Source organism: Vibrio sp. 2132-1 (assembly GCF_033344315.1).
On record NZ_JAWPON010000263.1, the window covers coordinates 1 to 757 of the forward strand.

Sequence of the window (757 nt, forward strand, 5' to 3'; positions counted from 1 at the left end):
AATGGCAGCTGCGCCAACAACAGAAAAAACGGAACCGCTGCAAGCGTCCCCATTGTTCCAGGAACTACTGGCGACAAACCACTGCCAAACCCCGTCGCCAACAAATGCCACGGGTTCTTTAATGAGATCAGAGAAAGAGGGTTGGTCATATCCTTAAACCTATACTGCTAGTTTAACTCGATGAGCTTATTTAAAGTGGTCGAAACCACTTAAATCCCAGTCGAGAGGTTGGTTGTTATCGTGAAGCTCAAACGTTCCATTTGGTCTAATTTGGCCAATGCACGTCACTTTGCACCCGCTATAAGACAAAGCACTCTGCAAAGAACCTCGATTTTGTTCTGATACAGTGAAACACAACTCGTATTCTTCACCGCTAGATAAAGCATACTGCTGTGCGCTGACCTTATCATCTAAAAATTGTACCAGCTCTGAAGAGATTGGTAATTGAGACACATCGATACTCACACCAACTTGTGAGCGTTTTAAAATATGTTTGATATCCGAAATCAAGCCGTCTGAAATATCAATCGCCGAAGATGCTAATCCTACCAAAGCTTGCCCCGCTAACACTCTCGGAGTACTTAGGTAGTGGGCTTTTTCTAGTTCATCAGCACCAATGCGATTGCGAAGTGTTTCATCTAAGATGACATCCAGCCCTGCTTTTGCGTCACCCAAATTCCCCGTGACATACACCCACTCCCCGACTTTCGCGCCAGAGCGAGTCAGCGCTTTGCCCTCAGGCACAAAACCTTGCACT

Annotated in this window: 1 protein-coding gene and 1 pseudogene; both read right to left on the bottom strand. The window is 46.0% G+C overall.

Going from position 1 to position 757, the window contains the following annotated elements; all coding sequences use genetic code 11:
• Positions 1 to 149: pseudogene (locus R8N47_RS24815) on the bottom strand (phosphatidylglycerophosphatase A); the annotation flags it as partial.
• A 37-nt stretch (positions 150 to 186) separates the two neighbouring features.
• Positions 187 to 757 (bottom strand): AIR synthase-related protein (locus R8N47_RS24820; RefSeq protein ID WP_318186054.1); only part of this gene is annotated, 571 nt, incomplete at its 5' end.